The organism is Psychrobacter sp. S1-30-MNA-CIBAN-0213, from assembly GCF_040309845.1.
Classification (GTDB): Bacteria; Pseudomonadota; Gammaproteobacteria; order Pseudomonadales; family Moraxellaceae; genus Psychrobacter.
Map to the genome: position 1 here is coordinate 13742 of NZ_JBEOPE010000004.1, position 23134 is coordinate 36875.

Genomic DNA, 23134 nt, shown 5'->3' on the forward strand with positions numbered 1-23134 from the left:
AGGTATCAAAAAAATATTGTTAGACATGTTATCAGCCGTTGACCAAGTATAAAGCTACCAAAACTGTCCTATTAATTAGGCAGTTTTGGTGGTTTTTTAGGTTTCGGTAATGGCGTTTTTGCATCGCCGGCTGCTTTATTATTAGGGTTTTCATTATCAGCACTACTGTTTTCGCTACTATTAATGGCATCAAGCGTTTTGGTCGCTTTATCGTATTGAATATCACTAGAATAAGGCACGCTATTAAGTTCTTCATCTACTAAACCATCATCTAGGTCAACAACCTTTTTTGCTAAGGCTTTTGGTGAAGAGATGTGTGTTGTTTGCCCAGAACTTTTCAGTGAATTTGAATCTATGAGGTTATCGTGCTCGTTGTTTTGAGGCTGATTATCATAGTAGATATCTGTCGTCATCTGCTCACCTTGTGCATTAGCAGCTACAGATTTAGGTAATATTTTGACGTCAGATAAACGTCGCACTACATAATTGCTAGGTAACGGCTTGCCACCTTTTTGTCCAGCAGTATCATCAAATATCATATGTCCTTGACTATCGATACGTGCGTATTTCATTGGCTTATCTCGGGGCCAAAAAAAGTCAGATGGGTGACTGATGATATGCCCAAAAACCAGTTTTGTTAGTCGGCTCCATTCAAAGAATTGTACCTCTTTTGAGCGCAATGCGACGAAGAGTGCCAGTGAAAAGCTGACCATTAGGTTGACCATACCGATCAGTGCAACACCAAGAATAGAGATTAAAATAACATCCCAACTGATTTGTGCCGATGACATATTGAATAGTCCATGAGCCAAATTGGCAGATGCAAAGGCAATATGGCGAATATCAATGGGTAAGCCAAATAAGAAGCCAATGGTAGCGGTACTACCTAAGAATACACCGAATAAAAAATTTCCCATAATAGCGCCCAGATTGGCTTCCACAAAGCCACCCAAACGCTGAAGCCATGTTTCAGGGAGTAAACGCTGGAGCAACCAATGCCTGCGAATACGAGCGCCAATCTGATTATAGACAGCCAAGTTATCATAGTAACCAGCAATAAGGCCGGACAGGAATAGATATACGCCGGCAATGGCAGCGTGGGGTAGTGCTAAAGAGCGGAAGGGGTCAAGATCATGAAGTAAATGTCCTGCTTTATCGGTGTCAATCATCGGTACGCCTGTATACTGTAACCAAGCAAAAGAGATGATTAATGCTACTGGTATAGCTAGCATAATGTTACCCATGATGGCGATAAACTGGGTGCGCAAGATATCCACTACTAGCTCTGATAACTTAGTAAGCTGATGAGATTTTTTTCCAGATCCTTCCGATATGGTCGAAGCAATGGCAGCGGCAGTCATTGCTGGCTGCTTAGTCGCAACCGTACCATGCACGATATGAATAAAAACAAAGCCTAAACCATAAATCATACTGTTGATAAATGCTCGCCCCATCGGTGCAAGCGCCAAGTGATAAGCCAATATTTTAGTAGTGGCCATAAAGGCAATAATAAAGCCACCAATGGACGCTTTTTTGAACATGTTTTGATAGCCAGCTCTATCTGTGCTGATATAGTGCTCACCAACGCGGCTAGCATTTTCAGTGACTTTGCGTGACAGCAGCTTAGTATTATTATCAATCAAATAGCCAATACTGTAACGACGGTTAGCAGTCGTAATAAGGGTCTGAATCAGATCAATCACGGCTTTGTCGCGATTGTGACCGCTATCAGCAACCAGTTCGGTCAAAATGCGCATACGCTGTAAGCTTTGATCAAGGCGTAACATCATATTGGTCAAGCGAATAGAGATACCAGTCTTATAGATACGTTTACGTACTGTTGCCACGATATCTTCACACTGTTCAAGCATGACAAGTAGGGGTGCAGGATTGACCGCATGTTCGGGAGTAATATCCGTTAACGTGTCGAGCTCGTGCGCCTGCCGATATTGATTAACGAACAATACTGCTTCTTGGTTTTGTGCGACAAAGGATGCTGAGTAGTTCAAAATTTGCGGATAAGCTTCCATTAAATCGGGGTGCAGACCGATACCGCTAATACGGTAAGACAAAATAACAATCGCATTTAGAATACTGTTTTTGGCCGTAGCTACTAGAGGTAAATGCTCGTCTTTGACTTTGAGAAGATCGACGAGAGCATCCCATTTATCTTTTTCGATATGAGCGAGCCAGCGTTCATCCTGACGTTTATGAAACAAATAGCCGACCAGCTCAACGACTGAATCATCCTGAGGTAGTAGCGGTAAAAACCGATGACCGATCAAGCGGCGTAAACTACTAAAAAAACCTTCATCTGACATAATGCCAGTGTCGGTATATAGGGCAATTTGACGGTATTGAATGATTAGCTTTAATACAAAGCTGGCAAGACCATCGCTATATTCTGGATGTTGGCGCAAGATGTCGATAAGGGTTTGGATATTTTGATTAGCAAGTGCAGGCTCTTTCTCATTGACTCGCAGCTCATTAATCAAGCGCTTAAGTACAGACGGCTCTGGCACGTCACTCAAGGCAGTAATCTGTTGTAAAATACGTTTTATCTCTGACACAGCGTACCCTTTATCGTTATTATTTTGATAGTCAATATTTTGATATTTATAATGTCATATCATTTATAGCTATGGCTATCTATAGAGAAATTAGAGGTTATTAGGTATTTATTAAGCGTTTAGATGCAAATATTTTTGACAGTCTAAGAGTGAATGCAAGTTATTTGGAGTTATTTTAATCGCAAGCACATTACAATGCTGAATTATTTTGTTAGCAATTAATTTTGGCAAAAAAAAGGACAGTAATCATACTGTCCTTTTTTGTTGGTAACTTTTTATTAATAAATAAATAGCTATTAGTTTTTGAAGACTAATTAGCTGGCAGGTACATTAAAATAATCCAAGTCAAAATTCATCATTGGATCGCTACCAGCTTTGACCATCTGCGCATGAGCATCAATGCGCGGCAAGACGCGACCAACAAAGTAATCAGCAAGCTTGGCTTTATTGGTATAAAACTCGCCATCTTTACCGTTAGCTGCTTCAACCATCAGCGCAAACATATATGAGTAGCATAGATAGCCGACTGCATGCATATAATCAACTGCGCAGCCATTAATCTCATTTTTGCGAGAACCGATGTTGGTCAAGACTGTTTTAGTCAACTCTTCGACAGTATCAGCGGCATCTAATGTCGCTTGCTTAATACCATGATCAGCTTGCATAGCGCTAACATAATCACGTATCTCACCTAAGAAATGGGTGATATATTTGCCGTCGTTGCGGGCAACTTTACGGCCTAATAAGTCAAGTGCTTGAATACCGTTTGCACCTTCATAAATCTGAGCAATACGCGTGTCACGCACGATTTGCTCCATGCCCCATTCGCGCACATAGCCATGACCGCCGAAAACTTGCTGGCAATCGATAGTGGCTTCCAGCGCTTTATCAGTTAAGAACGCTTTTGCAATCGGTGTTAGTAGAGCAACACGTGCAGCAGCTGCTTGAGCTGCTTCAGGATCAGTGCTGAACTTTTCAGTATCTAGTTGTTTGGCGACATACATCGCAAAGCAGCGTGATGCTTCAGCGTTAGCTTTAGCATTCAATAGCATACGGCGCACATCGGCATGGTGAACGATAGCATCAGCTGGTTTCTCTGGGCTTTGTAGCTGAGTATCACTACGACCTTGACCACGTTCAAACGCATAAAGTGCAGCGTTTTGATAAGCAAGCTCAGTACCGCCAAGTCCTTGCAGACCCATCGTTACGCGCTCATAGTTCATCATAATGAACATTGAAGATAGGCCAGTATTCTCAGCACCAACCATCCAGCCTTTTGCATCGTCGAAATTCATGACACAAGTCGCTGAGGCTTTGATACCCATTTTGTGTTCGATAGAGCCAGCTGATAAGGTATTACGTTCGCCTACGCTGCCATCATCATTGACCAAGAATTTCGGTACAACGAATAAGGAGATACCTTTTGAGCCTTCTGGAGCATTTGGCGTCTTAGCCAATACGAGATGAATAATATTGTCGGTTAAGTCGTGCTCACCGCCAGTAATAAAGATTTTGGTACCAGAGATGTTATAGCTACCATCATCATTTGGTACGGCTTTGGTTTTGATAATACCTAAGTCAGTACCTGCGTGCGGTTCAGTTAAGCACATGGTACCTGACCATTCGCCTGAGTACATTTTTTCTAAATACGTTTGTTTTTGCTCTTCTGAACCAGCCGCGTTGAGACACAAGGTCGCGCCAACCGTTAGGTTAGGGTAGAGTGTAAATGATTGGTTGGTAGTAAAGAGCATCTCTTCGGTGAGCATGGTGACCATTTTTGGAAAACCTTGTCCACCATACTCAGGATTACCGCCAAGTCCGACCCAACCTGATTCAGCATATTGCTGATAAGCTTCTTTAAAACCTTTAGGCGTAGTGACGACGCCATCGCCATGATAAGTCGCGCCTTCTTCATCACCGCTACGATTGATAGGTAGCAAGACGTTTTTACTTAATTTGGCCATTTCTTCTAAAATCATATCGACTGTTTCCATGTCGACATGAGACAAATTGTCATTATTTTGCCAAAATTCATGAGCTTTAAAGACATCAGTCAAGATGAAGCGCATGTCAGTCAGAGGGGCATTATAAACAGCCATAAACATTCCTTTGGTTTAAAATTAATAAAATTTAATTCGCATAGTATTTGAAACTATAATTTTACATTGTTAATTATGAAGCTATCTACAGTATTTGCTTATATTTATCATGATGTTCTTAAGGAGCAACGGTAAATACTGCAACGGTTTTTATCAGATTTAGACTGGTGACAATAAGTAAAGTTTAGCAAATTAGTAGATGAGCTTGTGTATCTCTTAGTGAATAGTGCGTACACTAAAAGTTCGCATGCACCCTTGCAGCGCGCAAATAAAATATTTGAAGGTTCAACAGACCTTAATCTAAACAAAATAAATCGGCAACATACTGAAGTACGTTGCCGATAATAAGCCATTTAAATCACTATACTAACGTCCAAATGCAGTTTTTGATTATATATCTAACTGCATATCTAACTGCTTAATTCAAAAGAAAATGTATAAACGTTTATGCTCATGTATCGCTTAATACCACTACTGATTTAGCTTTGAGGTGCAAACAGTGCAGCTTAAAATCTTTATATAAATCACGTTGAAAATTAGTGATTTAAGAAAAACCGCAGCATCTCCTTTGAAGCATCTGGACCATTGGGATCAGTGTAAGACCCAGCGCTACTGCCGCCTGCCCAGCTATGCCCAGCCCCGTGAATCTTCCAATATTCCAACTGACTAACCCCTTTACTATTACGAATCTCTAGTTGAGTACTGCGACAATTTTGCTCAGAGCATTGCTTATGCTGATGGGTCGTTAAACCAGTTTCTTGCGCTTGTAAGTGCTGCTCTGCCTGCTCAAAGATCTGCCTGCCATTACGGATACTCACCGTATGATCCTGATCACCATGAAACACAATCGTCGGGACAAACTTACTACTCCCTGTACGTTTTGGAGTAGCTGCGCCACCCTGACGCATTGTCATTAATGCAGACGGCAGATCGGTGGCACTGCGATAAGCTAACCCTGAATGCACGCCAATCGCTGCATATATTTCTGGATAAGCCTCTGCCATAATCACTGCCATAGCAGCGCCTGCGGATAGCCCTGCAATGTATACACGTGATGAGTCCACTGCGTAATCTTTAATAATAGATTGAGTTAATGCCGCAAGCCATGCAGGCTCACCTTGACCTTGCCGTTGATCAGTAGGTTTAAACCAGTTCCAACAGCGATTTTGATTAGCAGAAGCTGGCTGAGAAGGATAGACGATCAGGCAACGGTGTTCTTCTGCCAACTCATTCATACGTGTACCCGCTGCAAAATCTTCCGGTGATTGAGTACAACCATGCAGCATGACTATTAGAGGTAAATGTAAACCTTCTTCCACTGCTTTTGTGTAGTTTGAGGGAATATATAACCGGTAGTCATGATTTCCTTGAGATGACTTAAGGGTGCCTTTAAGAAATTGCGCATTGTCAGGAATAGTCGGCTCATTATGCGTATTGAACCCAGTACGCAGGGTACTCACATTCATAACCGTTGGTAAGTCCAGCTTAAAATTCTTCATTTTATCTGTAAGATCTTGCAAGTGATTAGGCAGTTTACTGGACAGCTTATCAGTGCTTGTAGGCTTGTCCGTCGGGGTCGGGGTCAAACGATCTTGTAGCGTTGGCACATCAGATGCTATATCAGGCGTCACATCCTTGATAGTCTTCTCATCAGTATGGCTGGCTGGTGCTGCGCTGCTCAAGTTCTTTTGAATTAAGTTAGTGGCCTCTTGTAGCTGGCCTGATTTCATCAGTTTCATCGCTTCTTCAAGATGCGGTGGTATCATGCTAAATTTTGAAAAACTCATTTGTTATTTCCCGTTACATTCATACAAATTTTAAGAGTGGTCGTAAAAGAAAATGCTTAAGTCATTTTGTTAACCAATACGGCTTTTATCTCTGGGCTTGCCTGCAGCACGCCTAATACCGTAATACTTTCAATAGTAGCTTCCACCAGTTCTGGGGTTACGTCTGCCGCGATGGTCGCCAGACCCAATACTTGAATATGTAATTTTTCATTACGCTCTTGAACGTCTTCAAGATCGGCGCGGGTGTAATGACGTAGGCCTAACTCTAAGGTTTTACGAGCAACGGTTTGACGCACCACGTCAGCATGCGTGGTTAGCTGATTGCGTATCGCAGTGCGAATAAAGTCAGTGCGATTAGAATAGAAACCTTCCTGCACCATTAAGTCGACTTGTCCAAGATCAACGTAGCCTAAATTAATAGTGACCTTTTCTGTATCACCTGCTCTAGTACGAATAGGCGTTATATTGTTGCTTGCCATCGTGTCTTCCTTTGAGTAAAAACTGCTTGATGTGGTAATTATACTCCATATGGAATCCAATTGGAGTATAAAATTAATATTTTAATAAAAATTAACAAGCAAAGTTCTTAAAGTACTTTTAAATCTATACTCATACCATCCCTAAAAATTTAAAGATTAAAGCAACGCGGAAAACTTATACAAGTAACATATCTGATCTAAATTTCAAATTAGTATGAGCTATCGTAGGCTATGGCACTTAGATTACTTATCAAACTGCACACTATCAATAAGCCAATACCAAAAAATCGGCAACATATCTAAGTATGTTGCCGATCCTTATACCGCTTCTAAATTCTTCATCGATCAAAATTCGTAGCATCTAACCATAATAGAATTTATCTAGGCTTGATTCTAAAAAGCAAATTGATCAACGTCCATGCTCATGTACGGCTCAACACCAGTACTGATACGTTGTACATGCGTAGTAGTGCGCGGTAACAACTTAGCAAAATAGAACTGTGCTGTTTTAACCTTGGCGTCATAGAAGGCATGTTCACTGTTGCCGTTTGCAATCTCAGTTTGAGCAACCAATGCCATACGTGCCCATAAATAGGCAAGGGTAACATATCCACTGAAATACATGTAATCAACGGCAGCACCGCCAACGGCATCTGGGTTTTCAGTTGCTTGCATGCCAATACGTGCAGTCAAATCGCCCCATTCTTTTAAATGCTTGGCAAGTGGACGGATGAACTGGCCCATCTCATCGTTGTCTTTATTATCTTCGCAGAAATTTTGAATGATATTGACAAAGTTTGCAAGCAATTTGCCTTGTGAGCCTAAGACTTTACGACCAAGTAGATCAAGCGCTTGAATCTCAGTAGTACCTTCGTACAAGCAGGCGATACGCGTATCACGGACGTTTTGCTCCATGCCCCATTCGCTAATAAAGCCATGACCACCGTAGACTTGCACGCCATGATTAGCGGCTTCTAGACCAGTTTCAGTTAAGAACGCTTTTGCAATTGGCGTCAGTAATGACAGCATTTGATCCGCAAACTTAAGGTCATCGCCTTCGCCTTTTGCGACAGTATCTGCAAAATGAGAGAGATAGTATACTAGTGCGCGGCCACCTTCAGCGAAGGCTTTTTCAGTCAATAGCATATTACGGACAGCTGGATGCACGATGATAGGATCAGCGACTTTATCTGGCGCTTTAGCACCTGATAGTGAACGCATTGCTAGACGATCTTTGGCATAAGTAAGCGAGCCTTGGAACGCATACTCTGCAGCAGTTAGACCTTGAACAGCAGTGCCGATACGTGCCACGTTCATAAAAGTAAACATGCACTGTAGGCCACGGTTTTCTGGGCCAATCAAATAACCGATTGCACCATCAAAGTTCATCACACAAGTCGCTGAGGCTTTAATACCCATTTTGTGCTCGATAGAGCCGCAGACAACGTTATTGTTTTCGCCTAAGCTATTGTCTTCATTAACCATTATCTTTGGTACGATAAATAATGAGATGCCTTTGGTACCAGCAGGTGCACCTGGCAAACGCGCTAAGCAGATATGAATAATGTTCTCAGCCAAGTCATGCTCGCCAGCTGAAATAAAAATCTTTTGACCAGTAATGCTATAGCTGCCATCATCATTCGGCTGAGCTTTGGTACGGATAATACCTAAGTCAGAACCCGCATGTGCTTCAGTAAGACACATAGTACCTGACCATTCGCCAGTGACCATTTTTTCTAAATAAGTTTCTTTTTGGCTGTCAGTACCATGGTGCTCGATGGTTTGGATAGCGCCATGTGACAAGCCAGGATACATAGAGAATGACCAGTTGGCAGTACCAACCATCTCGTTAATCACTGTAGATAGTGAAAACGGCATGTTTTGACCACCAAATTCTTCTTCAGCAGAGAGTGCAGGGAAGCCAAGCTCACAATACTGCTTATAAGCTTCTTTAAAGCCTTTAGGCGTTGTAACCTTGCCATTATCAAACTGGCAGCCCTCAGCATCGCCACTTTGATTTAGCGGTGACAATTCATTTTCAGCAAAACTTGCCGCCATCTCAAACAGGCTGTCCATTAGTTCACGGTCAGCTTCTTGAAATTTTGGTAAGCGTTTATAGTGGCTTTCGCTATCAAGTAACTCATGCATGACGAATTGAATATCACGTAAAGGGGCTTTGTACTGCATAACTTCCTGTCCTTTTTTTGGGTATGACCGACAGCGAATGAACGACTCTATTTATTGATATCTTAGCTGTTAGTATGTTACTGGTATCAGACTTGCCTACACTAATGACTAGAAGCAACGACACCGGTCATATAAAATAACGTTGAAAAATGATAAAAGAATTATGACTGTATTAGTAAATTCACCACAAAAGATAGGCGTTCACTGGGAATTATACAAGTTTGGTTGTAATACTGATAAGTCATCAACCCATCTTGCATCCTTTATATAATCAACGTTAGCGAACAAAAAAATAGTACTAAAACAGGGCTAACTACGGTGCGAAGAGGTGCGAGAAAAAGCTATATAAGCCAATCTATATAGTAGTAACGATTGTTTAAACTAATTGAGATCCGTATTCGGAAGAGACGAATGCCTCAACATTTTGGTTGCTATATCAGCGCAGACGGGCCGACCAAACCAGTAACCTTGTCCATACTTACAGCCCATTTGTAATAACAAATCGCGCTGTTGTTCGGTCTCGATTCCTTCAGCGATAGCGCTCATATCTAGAGCAATAGCCAAATCTAATATAGCTTTAACTATAGCGGACTGCGTACGGTTATCAACGATTTTATCGATGAAGCTTTTATCAATTTTAATAAAGTCAAAAGGGTATTCTTGCAAATAACTGAGCGACGCGTAGCCAGTACCAAAATCATCGAGTGCTAAACAAACCCCCAGTGCTTTTAGAGCAATAAGCTGTTGCTTAACACTAGCGTGCCGTAGCATGAGAGAAGATTCAGTGACCTCAATATGCAATTGGTGAGGTTGAATAGAGTATTGAGTAAAGAGATTGCTTACAAAGTCAAAAAACTCAGGATGGCTAAATTCAGCAGCATCCGCATTAATACAGACATGTTGGGTAAAGTTCATTGACTCCCAAATGCATAGCTGCTCAGCAATTTGAAAAGCCATTTGGCGAAATAAATCAAATGACAGTTTATGTTTAATAATAGCTTCAATAAAGTCCTTTGGTTGTAGTAGCCCGCGTGTAGGATGTTGCCAGCGTACCAATGCCTCAAAACCAGTAATAACCCCAGTATCTAGAGCTACTTTAGGCTGATAATATGCTATGAACTGCTTAGCAACTATCGCTTCACGCAGCTCGGTCTCTAACTGCATACTATCAATTGATGGACAGTTTAGCTCATCGTTATACCACCAAACATCATCGCCTCCATGTTCCTTAGCATACTGTAAAGCCTTTTCAGCCTTGTTTAGTAAGCTGCTCAATTGATTACCGTCTTTAGGGTAATAGCTAACGCCGACGGAGATTTGCAAATAGATACTAGTGCTGTTTAAGACAAATGGTCGCTCACACATATGCATCAAGCTATCGAGCTCATGGCGTACCATATGGGCATCTGTAAACTCGAATAACAACCCAAAATCATCACCACCTAAGTGTGAAAAGCACAGTAGTTGATTAAGCTCAAGGCCATTGATTCTAGCGACAAATTCTTTGATAAGGGCATCGACGTTGTCTTGTCCGAGATTGTTAATCAAAATACGATAACGGTCGATATTTACTCGAATAATAACCACTTCTTGGAAGCTATCCATCAATACATCATTGGTCTGACTCAAAAACACTTTGCGATTGGGTAGACCTGTCAGCTGATTGTGATTAAGTAGATGGGCGACTTGTTGTTGGTCTTCTACGACTGAGGAGATATCGCGCACCATTCCTACATAATAAACGGTTTCATCGACATAGATCCTACGGTAAGATATATGGCAGTTAAGTGTTCGACCGTAGCGGTTTAATAGGGAAAAATTATTTTCATAAAAACCATCGTCATCCAGTCGATTAGATATATCTTGTAATATAGAACGCTCTTTCTCTGATAGGAATTCAGCGGCATATATACCAAGTGGTCGACCAATCATAAATGGCTCTTCAAAACCAATCATTGCTTCATAAGCAGCATTAACTGACATATAGCGTAGATTTGCATCTAGGATAAATACGGCATCTTCCAAGCGCTCACACAGCTCCAATAATAATTGCTGCTTAATCGATGGTGAGATGGGAACAAAGGTAGTCATAATTGAGACTCAATAGTCAATCAAGGTGGTAGTCATGCACATTTTCATAAGCTTAGCGAGTAAGATAGTCATTAGGCATTCACTCACTGGATTTCATTTTTAATAATAAATGAGTATGTTTGTTTATTAATGTTGATGATAAAGCGCATTTAATGTGGCTAGAGCGACTACAGGTGCCGTCTCTGTACGGAGTACTCGATTACCGATTTGCCAAGGGGAAAAGTGAGCTTTTTCTGCTTGCGCACGCTCATCGTCACTCAGTCCACCTTCAGGGCCAATCAATAGCTTGATATAGGGTGATTCGCGTTTCAGTACTGCTAACAAGGACTCAGGCATAGCGGGTTGTCCTGCTGCTGGCACACTCATTTGTAAGCGTAAGTCTGCTGGCTGCTGTAATATCTGATAGTAAGCATCTTGGCTTAGTGCCGCGACAATAGGGCTGACGGGCAGGCCGTTAATATTTTTCTCAGTATTCTCATTTATACTGTTAGCAGTAACTTTGCTCACAGCGTTAATAGCTGTATCTGCTCTCAACCATTGGTCAATAGACTGAGGTGCAAGAATAAGCGGCGGTCGATTTAATCCGCACTGCTCGCATGCGGCGATAGCTACTTGCTGCCAGTGTAAAAGCTTTTTGTCTACTTGCGCAGGTTTTAAATTAACTTCACCATGATGGCTGCTTAACAACTGAATAGCGGTCACGCCTAGCTCAGTGGCTTTCTGAATTGCATAGTCCATACGTTCGCCACGACTCATCACTAAGCCGATTTTGCTGATGACAAGCGCACTACGATCATCATCTAAATGTGCTAATAAGGTGACGGTTGCGTGCTTTTTACTAATCTCTTGTAGCTGTACACGATATTCACCACCAAAACCATCGAACAGAATACCTTGGTCACCAACATTTGCACGTAATACGCGGCACCAGTGATGTACGATACCTTCTGTTAATGCAAGCTCTGAGCCAACAGATAAAGTACTCAGTTTAGGGTAATTGATATCGATGTTGCTACTGGCATCGCGTTCATCACTTATAGCATAAAAAAAACGTCGCACAATCACTTAGTCCTGTATTTCAAACAATAATCTTTCTCAATATCTTAGCAGAATATTGTTTAGGTAAAAGTATCTCTATAGTAAATAGAGCTTAGTATAAGAGTAAATTTTTTAACCATCTAATTGATATGCAAAATTAATGAACAGCATAAAAAAGCTGGCATTCCAAAGAATGCCAGCCATTAGAAGAATTTGCGTTAAATCTGGGAAGTAAGACCTAAAGCTTCAACTAAGCGCTTGTTGGGCTCAACTTTATTCATGCTATAAAAATGCATGGCAGGTACGCCCTCGCTGATTAAGCGCTCACACAGACGATAGACGACATCAAAGCCAAACTCGCGAATAGCTTTACGATCATCACCGAAATCAGTCAATCGCTTGCGCACGTAACGTGGAATATCAGCACCACAGCTATCAGCAAAGCGCATTAGGTTACTAGAGTTAGTAATAGGCATAATACCAGCCACCAATGGCTGTACTACTGTATCGATACCGCGCTTCTCTAAAGTATCACGCAGATACAAATAGCTATCAGCGTTATAAAAGAACTGGGTGATCGAAGCATTGGCGCCAGCTTGGTATTTATTGACCAAGTTGTCAATATCAAACTCAAAGCTACGTGCTTGTGGATGCATTTCAGGATACGCAGCCACTTCGATATGGAAGTGATCGCCTGAATGTTCACGAATAAACTTAACTAAGTCTAATGCAAACGGCAGCTCACCCATGCCGACCTGACCTGAGGGTAAATCACCACGCAGGGCTACCAAACGCTTGATACCTAAGCTTTTATAATGCGTTAAGAGTTCGGCTATTTCAGTCTTGTCATCGCCAATACAAGACATGTGCGGCGCAATATCTGTCTCACCGCGTGCACATAATGTTTGTACGATATCTAAGGTGCGGCTACGAGTTGAACCGCCAGCACCATACGTTACCGAAAAGTAGGTCGGTGATAGCTTATTCAACTCATCGTAAGTGCTAAGTAGCTTTTCGTGACCTTGCTCGGTTTTAGCAGGGAAAAACTCAAAGGAGAAAGCAGGCTTACTCACAGGCTAGCTCCTTTTAGTATTTATAAGCGTCAGGCTTGAACGGACCTTCGACAGGCACACCCAAATACTCCGCTTGCTTTTCAGTCAGCTTGGTTAGCGTACCGTTAAAACCTGCAACCATCGCAGCAGCGACTTCTTCGTCGAGTTTTTTAGGCAATACTCTGACGTATAAGTTGTCAGTGCGCTCATCAACTGGCAAGTCAGCGAACTTTTCTTCGAACAGATACATTTGTGCCAATACTTGGTTGGCAAATGAGCCGTCCATCACACGTGATGGGTGACCGGTTGCGTTACCTAGGTTTACTAGACGACCCTCAGCAAGCAAAATCAAATAATCGTTTTCATCGTCTGAGCGGAAGATTTGATGCACTTGTGGCTTGATCTCAACCCAGCGCCAGTTGTCACGCATAAATTGCGTGTCGATTTCGGTGTCAAAGTGACCGATGTTGCAGACCACGGCGCCCGGCTTCAATGCGGCTAGCATGTGTCTATCACAAACATGGTAGTTGCCAGTAGTGGTGACAATCATGTCGGTATCTTCGAGCAAGCGCTTGTTGATATTTTCTGCGCCGCCAGTGTTATCGCCATTGATGTAAGGTGATAATACTTCAAAGCCATCCATACATGCCTGCATGGCACAGATAGGATCGACTTCTGAGACACGTACAATCATGCCTTCTTGACGTAGACTTTGCGTAGAGCCTTTACCCACATCACCATAACCAATAACTAGAGCGCGGCGACCAGCAAGGAACATGTCAGTAGCACGTTTGATGGCGTCATTTAAGCTATGACGGCAGCCATATTTGTTGTCATTTTTAGATTTAGTAACCGCGTCGTTGACGTTGATCGCTGGTACTTTTAGCGTGCCTTTATTGAGCATCTCAACCAAGCGATGCACACCTGTAGTAGTCTCTTCTGAGATACCATGGATGCTATCAAGCATTTGGGCATAATCATTGTGAATCAACGCGGTTAAATCACCGCCATCATCCAAAATTAAGTTTGCATCCCAAAGCTGACCTGATTCTTCACCGCCAACATGGATTTGTTGACGTAAGCACCACTCATACTCTTCTTCGGTTTCGCCTTTCCAAGCATAAACAGAGATACCAGCAGCCGCAATAGCCGCAGCAGCATGATCTTGAGTTGAGAAGATGTTACATGAAGTCCAGCGTACTTCAGCACCTAACGCGACTAGTGTCTCGATAAGGACAGCAGTCTGGATGGTCATGTGAATACAGCCGGCGATTTTTGCGCCTTTGAGCGGTTGGTCAGCTTCATAGCGACGACGCAAACCCATTAGGGCAGGCATTTCGGCTTCAGCAAGGGAGATTTCACGGCGACCGTAGTCAGCTAAGCTGATGTCAGCAACTTTATAGTCAGTAAAAGAGAGATTGATCGTATGGGCAGATGGTATGTTAGACACTGCGTCCATAATATGCTCCTATCAGTTAATAGATAAAAAGAATAAAAACGCAGGTGCCGTTGTTTGCGCTGTCAGTATCCAAAATGATGGACGCTCAACAGTTAACCGAGCCTAACATAGTTTATGATTTATATGGCTCTATAGCCTGAATACAAAGATCAATAATTATGGTGCAACACCTCTCGGAGGTCGTTATTGTAATAGATGAGTCTGCGATTGTCACCTACTGGATAACATAAATGTTAGGTAATAAAGGTATATATAGTTTTGCAGTTTTAATAGACGTAAAAAAGGCCATCGATTGATGACCTTTTCGTATTTAAACAAATACTGGCTTTTTATACCTTTAAATAAACTTAGAACCAGTTATAAGTTAGTGAGGTAAAGAAGTTAGTACCGTCGGTATTATAACCTGGTATGGTCGTGTACTTCTCGTTAGTAATATTATTTAAACGCGCCGTCATAGATAGACTATCAGTTAATTGATAGTTACCACTGATATTGAACAGGCCATAATCCTCAACGAGTTGTGCATCAGTGTTGGCAACACCGCTATAATAATCGCCTACGTATTGATATTCAGCACGGATATCTACGCTTGGTAAACGATAGCCTAAGTAGACTAGACCTTTATGTTCAGGACGAATAGATAGAAAGTTGCCATCATTATTGCCGCCACTATTGTTTTTTGCTTCTTGATAGTCATAGCTACCACCGAACAGATAATTATCAATTACCCAATCTGAGGTTAGCGATAACCCTTTGATTTTAGCTTCATCAACATTTTCACTGCTGCCTGCCCACTGATCTTCAGGAGTAGGGTTAGCAACATAACCAATTAAGTCTTCAACTTTATTATGATAGCCAGTCAAACGCGTCGACTGCACATCATTATCGTATTCAATAAAGGCTTCATAATTATCGCTGGTTTCAGGTTTTAAGCTAGGATTACCTGAGCCAGGATAGTATAAATCATTGAAAGTTGGTGCACGAAAGCCTTTTGCATAATTGACACCAGTGCGTAAGTTAGGATTAATATGATAAGCACCGCCTAAATTATAAGTGGTTTCATTACCATATTGTGAGTCATCATCGAAACGTAAGTTAGCTTGCGCATCAAACTGATTATTAGCCAGAACATAACCTAAAAATGCACTGGTGACATCGCGACTATCAACATCATATTGAGTCGTATCGATACTTTGATTGAGATATTCTACGCCGTAAATACCCTGACCAACTGGAAGCTTATGTTGACCCACTAGGCTAATTTGATCTTGTTTAGTATCATAAACACTGCTATAGGTTGGATTATCAGACTTATCTATAGAATGTCCATATTGTAGCTTTACAGAAGAACCTGGCATGTAACGCCAATCGACAAACGCTTGTGCTGCACCATTTTCTTGATCAGAATAAGTATCTTCTGCCGCGCCATTATCAAAGTCAGTGGTAGACTTGCTATATAAGGCGCTTGCACCTGCAAGCCATTGGTCATTAATGCGTTGAGTTAAGGCAAGGCTGACGTTATCACTTTCGAAACCATCGTCATCTTTATTATAGCCATAAGAATCTGGTAAAGTTGCATTAAAGCCATCCGTCTCATTATGGCTTGCTGATAGGCTCAATGTCGTTCCTGTCTTATTAGCAAATTGTGCACTGGCACCATACAGATATTCGTCATGTGAGCCTGCCCCAACCGTTACCGAAAAATTGGTTCTGTCAACGTTTGCACCTTTTGTAAATACTTGAATGACACCACCCATAGCGTCTGAGCCATAGATACTAGAGCCTGATGCACCGTATAAAATCTCAATACGGTCGATTTGATCGGCAGGTAATAAGCTAAGGGTCGCGCCACCCGCACTAATTGAACTATAGCGTATACCATCGATTAAGACTAAGATTTGATTACTACCATACCCACGCATGTAGAAGTTTGAAGTGGTTCCAGGACCGCCATTAGTATAATGACTGATACCAGGCTGATGTTTGAGCACTTCAAGGGCGCTTTGACCCTGATAACGTTGTAGCTCTTCACTGTCAACCACACGAGTCTGGGCGATGGTGTTGCTGATTTTGGTAGGGGTGCGCGTAGCCGTCACAACGATTTCATCAAGCTCAACTTGTGGCAATCCGCTATCGTTGATTTCAGGTGTCGCTGCTATCGCTGTGTTGAATGCAAGAAGACCAAGCGCGCTTAAAATGCTCAAACGAAGATAAGTAGTCGAAGTTGAACGTAAAAAAGTCATAATTAATCCAAAAGTTATCGAGCCAAAATTACCAAAAATGTCATAAGGTGACAGCTGTGCTCATTATCTATAAAAGTTACTGCTTTATAAACAACTTTAACCTAATGTTTCTTCACGGTAAGCTGAATGGATTTCATGATGAGCTGCTATTTATTCATCTAAAGATTATCACAATCAATTTGTGAGTCGTTTTATAAGGAATATTAGCAAAGTAGCGCCACGGAATAAGAAATAAATTACTAACGTAGGTTACGATAAAACGCGCAATCAAAAGTACTGATGTTGCAAATAATTGCTATCATAGTGGCAGGTTTTTTCTGTTTTTTGTTGTGCTATTCATAAATCTAAGAGGTTTGTTTTGTCTATTAAGTGTTATCTAAACTCTGCTACTGCATCAATCTCATTAAGCAAAACATCTTTAATGATAGTGTCACTTTTGATTGCTTTGATATTGAGTATGGTATTGCCGAATACCGCTATTGCTGCTGAAGCGGGAGCTGGTGCGCTTGGTGTAGGTGGTAGTAGTGAAGAGACTGTACGCGAACCGTTGCCAGATTCGTTTGGACGTGATACACCACGCCATACGGTACAAGGGTTTATCAGTGCGCTAGGTGAAAATGACTACTTACTAGCAAGCAACTATCTTAATTTATCCAAATCTGACAATCCAACGACAGCTGTGCGGGAGTTCAAACAGGCGCTTGACGCTGGTGGTCGCTTTCAGGCTGACTTGCAGCTCAATAATACGCCTGAGGGTAATTTAACTGACCAGCTGCCGCCAAGCCAAGAAAATGTAGGTAGTATTAATATTGGTGAAAAAAGTGTGCCGCTGTTGCTTGAGAGGGTCGTGTCCAAGCAAGGTGAGCAGTACTGGCAATTCTCCACTGATACGCTTAATTCAATACCAGAAGTTTTAGAAAATACCAATCCTACTTTAGTCTCGCGTTATACGATTGACTCGCTTGAAGGCAAAAAACTATTTGGCTATCAGCTGACGGATCTGGTCGCTGCACTAACTATGATTATCAGTAGCTTTGTACTGACTTATATCATGGTTTGGATACTGTATCATTTGCTAAAAATTGCCTACCCACGAGTACGCGATGTGCCACTGCCTGTGCCTGACAAGGTTATACTGCCACTGGCTGTCGTGATTATGGCACTCATCTTATCTGAAGTGATGGTTTATGCTGGCGTGTCAGTAACACTGCGTGAGCCAGTCAATCGTTTTACTGATATCGCTTCTTGGCTCGCTATAACTTGGTTACTACTACGAGTAATCGATGCGATTTTTACTCGTGCTGTCAACTTAAGCTATAAGAAAAACTATACTGAACGTGTCTCCATTTTAGGTCTACTGCGTAAAGTTGTCAAAGCGCTGTTATTAATATTCGCTGTTATTGTCATATTTGGTAATTTGGGCTTCGATTTGACGACTGGTATCGCTGCTTTAGGTGTGGGTGGTTTAGCCTTAGCGCTTGGTGCACAAAAGACGATTGAGAACCTTGTTGGTAGTGTCGTAGTGGTAGCAGATTCGCCAGTTCGGATAGGTGACTATTGCAAGTTTGGTACTTATGAAGGTACGGTAGTTGATATTGGTATTCGCTCATCACGTGTCCGTACGCTATCTCGTACAATTGTTACTGTACCGAATGGTGACTTCTCATCTATGCAAATTGAGAACTTTACCTCTCGCGATATGTTCCGGTTTTTTCATCAGTTATATCTAAAGCGTACTGCTGATATCGAAGTTGTCTTTAAAATGGTAAAAGACTTGGATGAATTTTTAAATGAGCATTACTTGACCAACCAAGAATGGAACCAAGTCAATATTTTAGAGCTGCGTCAAGATTGTTATGTCATTCAATTACAGGCCTATATCAATGCTAATGATGTAATGGAATTTTATGATAAGCAAAACGTAGTATTCGTTGATGTATTAACTCAAGTGAAAAAATATAAAGTCGAACACGCATTGCCAACGCAGCAATTGATCGTTAACCAAGCTGAGCTTGAACAGCATATGGAAAACGATATTGAAAATAGTGATGATGGAAAAAATAATAGTGAAAACAGCGATAGTCAAAATAATACAGCTGAACTATTAGCAGATTCAGAAAATGGAAGTAATACCAGTACGGATACGGATACGGATACGGATACGGATGGCAAGCAAGATAATGCTGTTGATTTAAACAAAGATGTCGACAGTACTAAAAAGGATAAAGCAGCTAATAAGAAACAAGAAAGAATTAGAAAGGCTGATGGAAAAAAATCCCATAAAGGGAGTAATTATGCTTTAGCAAAACGTAAGTTCAGGCACGCCAAAAAGAACTTCAGCCTTTCTATATGGAATCAGCCTTAGAGGGTCATTTAAGGAAGTCACTTAACGTTTTGTTAGTTATGCGTTTATAAAGGCACTGCAGTTTTCTTACGCAAGAGGCCGTAGTGCGCCCATAGTAGTAAACTTGCGGCGCTAAGATGCGGTGACCATACTTCGATCAGAATTTTCAATTGTTTTGGGGTTGGACGTTCTGTGAGATCTAACAACTGCATTGCTGCAACTTTAATCGCCAAATCATCGACTGCAAGCACATCTGCTCGTTTCAAAGAAAACAATAAATACATCTCAGCAGTCCAACGTCCGATGCCCGTAACAGCGGTTAAGGTTTTAGTCACGTCCTCATTCGTCATAGTTTCCAGTGCTACAAAATCTATATCATGATCTACTAAAGATCGAGTATAACGAATTTTCTGTTTAGATAAACCTTGTGTCCGTAAGGTCTCGTCTGTTGCCTCAGTAATCGCTTGTGGATTGGTCAAATCAGCATCAACCAATCGTTGCCAAATACTTGCAGCAGCTGCCACAGATAACTGTTGACCGACCATCGCTCTCATCAATTGTTTAAACCCACCTGCATTGTGCCTAAGGCTAGGCACACCAACTTGCTCATAGACAAGCGCAAATCTTGGTTCAATGGCAATTAATTTAATGATGTGTTCTTCTAGCTCTTGAGGGCTCTCAATAATCTGTGTGCTCATAATGGATTCACTCTAATAAAAAACGTGCCTAAAAATAGTCTAGATGTTTATCTAAAGCTTGCTGTTAAAGAAATATAGGATTTATTTATACAAAAAAGGACTGCCATTTGCAGTCCTTTTCATCTCTTTTACTGATCTAACACTAAAAGCTATTCGCCATCTGTTTTAGATTTTTTGAGTAGTACCAGTACTGCGCCGTTACCGCCATCTTTTGGCGGGGCAGAGCAAAAAGCTAATACTTCTGGTAACTGACGTAGCCAACCATTTACACAGGTTTTCAGAATAGCTTCGCTACCTTTGCCATGGACAATTTTTACCATAGTCTCATTGTTCTGCTTGGCTTGGCTTAGCAATTGAGTCATAGCAGCACGTGCTTCCTCAATAGTACAGCCATGAATATCTACGGCGTCATACCAACGTAGCTTGCCTTGTTTCAGCTGAGTAAAGATCTTATTTTGCAGCGTAGGCTGTTTATATGATAAGTAAGCTTCAGCTGCCACAGGGTTAAGTAGCGCTTGCATATCTGATAAACCTGCACCCAAATCGCTACTTTCACCACCTTGAGCAGCTGCACGTTTTGAGAGAGTAGCTGCATCAGGTTTGCGTGCTTTTGATGCGTTGGCTGGTGAACGAACGTTCTTATCATCAAGTTGATTTACGCCGTGCATCGCTTGCATAAACAGAACTTTATCATCATCGATATGTTCACTGTCTAACTGTTTGACTGTTTTCTTTACTTGCTTTTGGGTTAGCAATGAAACAGGTTCTGTTGGCTTTTGATCTACGCCATCAGGTGAAGTAGTATCATGACCTTTGCTCAGTTGCCCTTTGAGCTCTTTGAGCTGATCTTGCATTTCTTTTGAAAATAGAGAGTTTGCCATAAAAGTTAACGTATCGTTGGTTAATGAATGAGTGATTTTTTTATTAGCCCTTTAAAAGCTATCTAATCTTAAATTAAGCTATTTCAGTTACTTTACTCGTCTGCTGCGACGCCCGCAAGTAAGGATTGTAACGCTTGTCCAGGGTGATCGGTCTTCATGAACTGCTCACCAATTAAAAAATGCTGAATATCGTGGTCTAACATCAAACGAATATCATCGCTACTATGAATACCACTTTCGGTAACGATAAGTGGTTTCTGCGCTGTACTATCAGCGTCAGTAGCCAAAGCTTCGATTAAAATATTTTTTAAATCGAGAGTAGTTTGCAAATTGACATCGAAAGTATTTAAATCACGATTATTAATGCCGTAAATATTGTGCTCTGAACGTGGCAGCTGGAGTGCGCGCTCAAGCTCAGCTTTGGTATGTACTTCAATCAATACATCCATACCTAATTCGATACTCAGCGCATGTAGCTCTTGTAACTGGGTATCGTCAAGGCAAGCCATGATTAACAGAACACAATCTGCACCCATCAAATAAGATTGATAAATTTGATAAACATCAATCATAAAATCTTTGCGCAATATAGGCAGGCTTGTAGCGTTAGAAGCTTGGATAAGATAGCTGTCATCACCCTGAAAATAATCACGATCAGTCAATACAGATAAGCAACTGGCACCAGCTTGCCCATATTGCTGAGCAAACAAAGCGGGCGCAAAGTTATGATTAATGATGCCCTTAGATGGTGATGCTTTTTTAATTTCAGCGATGATGCCGACACCGTTGTTTTTGTCACTGGCAGCTCGTAGGGCTGCTGCAAAGCCACGGCGTGATTTATTATCAGCGGCTACTTTTGCTTGGAGATTTCCAAGAGATAGCGCCTCACGAGCTGCTTTTACCTCGATTTGCTTAGTCGCGACAATACGCTGTAACACTGAGGGAATATCTGTATTGGTTGTGGTCATGCTGTTATCCGAATATCGTTGAATGTAAATACACAGTGATTGCTAGGTTTGTATCTTTTAACAATGTTGTATAAGTTAAGCATTAGCTATTAGCTATTAGCTATTAGCTACTAGCTGCTGTGTATACTTGGCTAATGATTCAAGCTTAGTCAAAGCATCGCCATTTTGAATAACTTTTTGCGCTCGGCTCACACCATTCGAGTAGTTGCTGGCAAGTCCTGCGGTGTATATCGCCGCTCCTGCATTTAGTGCAATCATATCACGCGCTTTGAGCACAGCACGATCATGGGTGTCCTCACCCGATAAAGCAGCGCGTATCAGCTCAAGACTTTGCTCAGGAGAGTCGACATCGAGACCGATAAGGGTTTGTGATTCGATGCCAGCATCTTCTGGCATCATCTCATAGACTGATATTTCACCGTCTTTTAACTCAGCGACCGTGGTCGAAGTTGCAAGGCTGATTTCATCCAAACCGTCTTTTGCGCCGACAACCATGACATGACGTGCGCCTAAATTTTTCATGACTTTAGCGATAGGCTCACACAGCTGGGCAGTAAATACACCAATGACTAAATTAGGTGTCCCAGCTGGGTTGGTCAAAGGCCCTAAGATGTTAAAAATGGTCCGTGCTTTAAGCTCACGGCGTACCGGATTGGCATAACGCATGGCACTATGGTGGTTGGGTGCAAATAAAAAGCCAATACCTTCATTTTCGATACAGTCTTTCGCTTGTTCAGGCGTAAGTGCCAAACTGATACCCGCTTGCTCAAGTAAGTCGGAACTACCAGACTTAGTCGATACTCCGCGGTTGCCATGCTTAGCAACTTGCGCACCAGCTGCAGCGACAACGAAGGCTGACGCAGTAGATACGTTGAATAAATTAGCGCCATCGCCGCCTGTGCCGACGATATCAACTAAATAATCACAGTTCTTTGGTGCAATATTGGCAGCCAACGCGCGCATGGCACTAGCCGACGCAGTAATTTCATCAATTGATTCACCTTTCATACGCAGACCAGCCAAAATAGCACCCATCATGGCATTGCTACATCTGCCCTGCATAATAATGAGCATGACTTGATACATCTCGTCGAAAGTTAAATCAATATGCTGAAAAATTCTACCCAAGGCAGTGGTCAATAACTGATGAACGCCTTCATCAGAAAGCTGAGCAATATCATCTGGTATATGAGCAGCTGGTTTATAGTTTTCCTGTAAATTAGCAGTGGTCATTAAGG

15 protein-coding genes are annotated in these 23134 nt (G+C 41.8%); 1 reads left to right on the top strand and 14 read right to left on the bottom strand.

The window, feature by feature from the left end; all coding sequences use genetic code 11:
- Positions 1–71: 71 nt before the first annotated feature.
- The 10 genes from AAEY87_RS05135 to AAEY87_RS05180 all read right to left on the bottom strand — a co-directional run bounded on the left by AAEY87_RS05135 (position 72) and on the right by AAEY87_RS05180 (position 17005).
- Positions 72–2570 carry a site-specific recombinase gene (locus tag AAEY87_RS05135; protein ID WP_350656220.1) on the bottom strand — a complete coding sequence of 833 codons (2499 nt, stop codon included), beginning with the start codon at positions 2568–2570 and terminating at the stop codon, positions 72–74.
- Between the two features lie 314 nt (positions 2571–2884).
- A complete protein-coding gene (locus AAEY87_RS05140; RefSeq protein WP_350656221.1) occupies positions 2885–4669 on the bottom strand; it encodes an acyl-CoA dehydrogenase C-terminal domain-containing protein in 1785 nt (594 codons plus the stop codon).
- Between the two features lie 536 nt (positions 4670–5205).
- Positions 5206–6456, bottom strand: a complete 1251-nt coding sequence (locus tag AAEY87_RS05145) for an extracellular catalytic domain type 1 short-chain-length polyhydroxyalkanoate depolymerase (protein WP_350656223.1) — start codon at positions 6454–6456, stop codon at positions 5206–5208.
- 56 nt (positions 6457–6512) lie between these two features.
- Positions 6513–6935 carry a ribbon-helix-helix domain-containing protein gene (locus AAEY87_RS05150; protein ID WP_350656224.1) on the bottom strand — a complete coding sequence of 141 codons (423 nt, stop codon included), beginning with the start codon at positions 6933–6935 and terminating at the stop codon, positions 6513–6515.
- Between the two features lie 393 nt (positions 6936–7328).
- Entirely contained in the window at positions 7329–9122 is a 1794-nt protein-coding gene (locus AAEY87_RS05155; protein ID WP_350656226.1) for an acyl-CoA dehydrogenase C-terminal domain-containing protein, read from the bottom strand.
- Positions 9123–9503: 381 nt separating this feature from the next.
- Positions 9504–11213, bottom strand: coding sequence for a putative bifunctional diguanylate cyclase/phosphodiesterase (locus AAEY87_RS05160; protein WP_350656227.1), 1710 nt, complete (start codon positions 11211–11213; stop codon positions 9504–9506).
- Between the two features lie 126 nt (positions 11214–11339).
- Positions 11340–12272, bottom strand: coding sequence for a 16S rRNA (uracil(1498)-N(3))-methyltransferase (locus tag AAEY87_RS05165; protein ID WP_350656228.1), 933 nt, complete (start codon positions 12270–12272; stop codon positions 11340–11342).
- Between the two features lie 197 nt (positions 12273–12469).
- Complete coding sequence (locus AAEY87_RS05170; protein ID WP_350656229.1) at positions 12470–13324, bottom strand: methylenetetrahydrofolate reductase; 855 nt, start codon at positions 13322–13324, stop codon at positions 12470–12472.
- 13 nt (positions 13325–13337) lie between these two features.
- On the bottom strand, positions 13338–14762 hold the full coding sequence (gene ahcY / locus AAEY87_RS05175; protein WP_350656230.1) for an adenosylhomocysteinase: 1425 nt from the start codon (positions 14760–14762) through the stop codon (positions 13338–13340).
- 347 nt (positions 14763–15109) lie between these two features.
- Positions 15110–17005, bottom strand: coding sequence for a TonB-dependent receptor domain-containing protein (locus tag AAEY87_RS05180; RefSeq protein WP_350656231.1), 1896 nt, complete (start codon positions 17003–17005; stop codon positions 15110–15112).
- A gap of 421 nt (positions 17006–17426) precedes the next feature.
- On the opposite strand from AAEY87_RS05180, the gene AAEY87_RS05185 reads away from it, so the two are divergent.
- Positions 17427–19370 carry a mechanosensitive ion channel family protein gene (locus AAEY87_RS05185; protein ID WP_350656232.1) on the top strand — a complete coding sequence of 648 codons (1944 nt, stop codon included), beginning with the start codon at positions 17427–17429 and terminating at the stop codon, positions 19368–19370.
- Positions 19371–19414: 44 nt separating this feature from the next.
- Here the strand turns inward: AAEY87_RS05185 and AAEY87_RS05190 are convergent, their stop codons facing one another.
- From AAEY87_RS05190 to trpD, 4 genes are all read right to left on the bottom strand, one after another.
- Positions 19415–20047 (bottom strand): DNA-3-methyladenine glycosylase family protein, encoded by a 633-nt coding sequence (locus AAEY87_RS05190; RefSeq protein WP_068035487.1) that lies wholly within the window; start codon positions 20045–20047, stop codon positions 19415–19417.
- A 149-nt stretch (positions 20048–20196) separates the two neighbouring features.
- Complete coding sequence (locus tag AAEY87_RS05195; protein ID WP_350656233.1) at positions 20197–20928, bottom strand: Smr/MutS family protein; 732 nt, start codon at positions 20926–20928, stop codon at positions 20197–20199.
- A gap of 92 nt (positions 20929–21020) precedes the next feature.
- Positions 21021–21896, bottom strand: coding sequence for an indole-3-glycerol phosphate synthase TrpC (trpC, locus tag AAEY87_RS05200; protein WP_350656234.1), 876 nt, complete (start codon positions 21894–21896; stop codon positions 21021–21023).
- Between the two features lie 96 nt (positions 21897–21992).
- Positions 21993–23129 carry an anthranilate phosphoribosyltransferase gene (gene trpD / locus AAEY87_RS05205; RefSeq protein ID WP_350656236.1) on the bottom strand — a complete coding sequence of 379 codons (1137 nt, stop codon included), beginning with the start codon at positions 23127–23129 and terminating at the stop codon, positions 21993–21995.
- Positions 23130–23134 lie beyond the last annotated feature (5 nt).